Annotated in this window: 3 protein-coding genes; all 3 read left to right on the top strand. The window is 59.5% G+C overall.

Annotation, left to right across the window (positions count from 1 at the left end; all coding sequences use genetic code 11):
* Nucleotides 1-322 precede the first annotated feature (322 nt).
* The 3 genes from MLGJGCBP_RS17915 to MLGJGCBP_RS17905 all read left to right on the top strand — a co-directional run bounded on the left by MLGJGCBP_RS17915 (nucleotide 323) and on the right by MLGJGCBP_RS17905 (nucleotide 2,197).
* Nucleotides 323-634, top strand: coding sequence for a LuxR C-terminal-related transcriptional regulator (locus MLGJGCBP_RS17915; protein ID WP_236581181.1), 312 nt, complete (start codon nucleotides 323-325; stop codon nucleotides 632-634).
* A 146-nt stretch (nucleotides 635-780) separates the two neighbouring features.
* Nucleotides 781-1,050, top strand: coding sequence for a hypothetical protein (locus tag MLGJGCBP_RS17910; protein WP_160097352.1), 270 nt, complete (start codon nucleotides 781-783; stop codon nucleotides 1,048-1,050).
* Between the two features lie 349 nt (nucleotides 1,051-1,399).
* Nucleotides 1,400-2,197, top strand: coding sequence for a hypothetical protein (locus MLGJGCBP_RS17905; protein WP_160097350.1), 798 nt, complete (start codon nucleotides 1,400-1,402; stop codon nucleotides 2,195-2,197).
* Nucleotides 2,198-2,678 lie beyond the last annotated feature (481 nt).

Here is a 2,678-nt window from a genome sequence, read left to right as displayed (position 1 = left end):
ACCGTGGCCGACGAACTCAACCGGGCAGAATCCGGGTCGATCACCGCCCGAGTCCTCCCACCCGGTCGTGCACTGACCGCGTCGGTGCTCGTGAGCAACGAAAGCGGCTCCCGCCGTGTCGAGCTAGAGCAAGACGGCCACATCATCGGGCACGACCGCCCCTGAACACAGGCAGTTCGCATTGCAAACGGTGCCCCCAGTTCTAGCGTCCCCCGAATTGGTGTCTCGTCCGCGTCGGACAACGCCGATAACTTCTCCGTCAGGGAAACAGGGGGCGGAGAGGTCGCCGTTCTCGCGAACTGTGATGACAGAGGGAGTCACTGTGAACAACGTCGTGGAAGAACACCCCATACTGGGATCGACCAACAATCCGTCGAGGACCGTGCACAACACGATCAGACGCGAAGCCCCAAAGCTCTCCGCGCGGGAGACGGAAGTTCTCCTGGGCTGGCTGAAATGCGATTCCAAGGAAGTCCTCGCCGCGCAACTCTTCCTCTCCTTGGGGACCGTGAACACCCACCTTGCTCGGGTTCGTGAGAAATACTCGGCCAAGGGCCGACCAGCGCCCTCGAAAAGCGCTCTGCTCGCCCGCGCCCTGCAGGACGGGCTCATCACGATCGACGACCTTGATTGAGGCGCGACACCGACGGGACTTCCGGCCCACTACAGAATGCGATTCGTAAAACCGACTCGAACATGGGTGGAGCACTCTGGCTTGCCGCCGTCCCCACACTCGGACTTGCCGCTCTCCAACCTTTCCCAGCAAGCGCAGGCCCGACAATGATCATGGTCGCAAACACAGCAGCGCTGTGGATCTACACCGTATCCGTGCTTCAACGATTCGACTTGCTTGCCCGCAAGGAACCTATGGCGATTTCAAAAGATCCGCCGGACCATTCCGTGGACCTCATCGTGGCCACCGCCGTCGATGACGTCATATCAGCCCTCACTGCTGGTCGTAACACCGAAGCCGATCAGCGTCCTTCAATCGAAGCGCAACACGCTTTAGACACCATCTGCCGAACCGTGACATGCACATATCATTCGTGACAGCTGCACCTCCGGCACCGCAGCGACTTCGGACAGGCACCGATTCGCAACAGAAGTCGTCGAACCGACCCATCCTTCGACATCCTCCACGAGCCCAGCACAGGAGCCATCAATGGGAATGTCGCGCAAGCACCACACACACGCATGGCACATCGCGGGTCCACTGCACTGTCGACCTCGATCCGATGCGGCCGAACGCCACCAGCCCCAACAGCACATCAGATCGGGGAGAAGTCGAGTGTCCGACCATTTCGCCAATAACGTCAGACGGTCCGATGGTTGCACCCGCAGGGACGTGCAATCGGATTGCGATCCTATTCGGTACAACGCATCAGTTGGAGCTGAGCTCATGACAAAAGCCGTTGCTTTACCCAAGAACCCTCGCTTCGGTGCCAGGTCCATGGTCGTGGCCTCGATGGTCGCGGCCGCGGTACTCCTACTGCCGTCCTGCGCGCAGCGTGCCGAACCGGCAGAGCTCGACAGCATCCTCGATTCTGCTGTCACGGATCCAACCAGCACGCCCCCGGTTCCGTCCATCGATGCCGTCCTCGTCCAGCGAGGCATGTGGTCCTTCAAGAACGGCGACGGATACTCCTACAACATGTCTATCTCACTGAGCGACGTGCTCGCGTTCGACGACATACGAGGCGCAAGCCATCCGCTCAACAGCAACTTGGTTGTAGGACAACAATGCGGTGACGGACCCACCTACTCGAATGCGGCGGTAGTGCTCGGTTCGATGACCGCTGTCGCGACAACTCCTCAGTTCGACACTCCCATCGACATGCACGTCAATATCGGCATGCGAACGAGGCAGCAATCCTCAGCCGCCGCTGCGATGGGCGCCCGCCTTGAATTCGCACAGTCATTCGGTAAAAACGACGGGTCGTGCAAACAAAACGACCAATATGCCCGCTGGCCGTCCTTCGGTGTGAATTTCAAGAACCCCGTCCCGACCGGTACATCTGTGACCGCAGCATTCCTCGTGATCATCAAGGATTACTTCGACGTACCCGGCGGTGATCGTGAGTTTGGCCAATCCGTACCGGTTTTCGCGACTAGCGGCCAACTATCTTCGGACAGCAAGGCAGCGCGAGCTGCTATGTACTACACCAAGGACGAGGCCACTGCCACACTGGTCTCCTGACACAACATCCGACACCCGAAAATTGCTCCTGCGCAGGGCGTCGGGTAACTCCGCCCCGATGGCACAAGATGTTCTGCTATCACGACGAAGGAGATTGGATCCGATGGCTTCACCCCCCGGCGGGGCCGGCCGAAACCAACCAAAGACGGAGCTCCCGACGCGAATTGGAACAGCAGCGTATCGGCATGACTATATCCGGCGGTTTCTGAGCTTTCCAGCGCTCTAGTCGATGATGCTCAAGAACCTTGCGTACGCACGGTGCCGCTTGTTTCGGTCGCGTGGCCATACCGTGGGAACGAGATGAAGCGCTGGTCGCAGCGTCTCAAAACTCGCGTCAAACAGCGGACAGGTGCGAATCCATCATCGCTGCGAGATAGGCGTGTTCCACCAATCCGTACGGACAGGGGGGTCGGGGAGCAGATTGACGAAATCCGGCGCTAAGGGGCAATCGCCGAGCGACCTTGCGCTGTAGGTGATTTCA

It is taken from the genome of Rhodococcus sp. T7 (genome assembly GCF_009872365.1).
Taxonomy (GTDB): domain Bacteria; phylum Actinomycetota; class Actinomycetes; order Mycobacteriales; family Mycobacteriaceae; genus Rhodococcus_F.
The sequence above is the reverse complement of the archived record's forward strand: the minus strand, read 5'-3'. Positions and strand labels throughout refer to the sequence as shown.

Excerpts from the sequence above, each read along its gene's own strand:
- MLGJGCBP_RS17910 (WP_160097352.1), top strand. The coding sequence starts at position 781 with ATGATCATGGTCGCAAACACAGCAGCGCTGTGGATCTACACCGTATCC.
- MLGJGCBP_RS17905 (WP_160097350.1), top strand. The coding sequence starts at position 1,400 with ATGACAAAAGCCGTTGCTTTACCCAAGAACCCTCGCTTCGGTGCCAGG.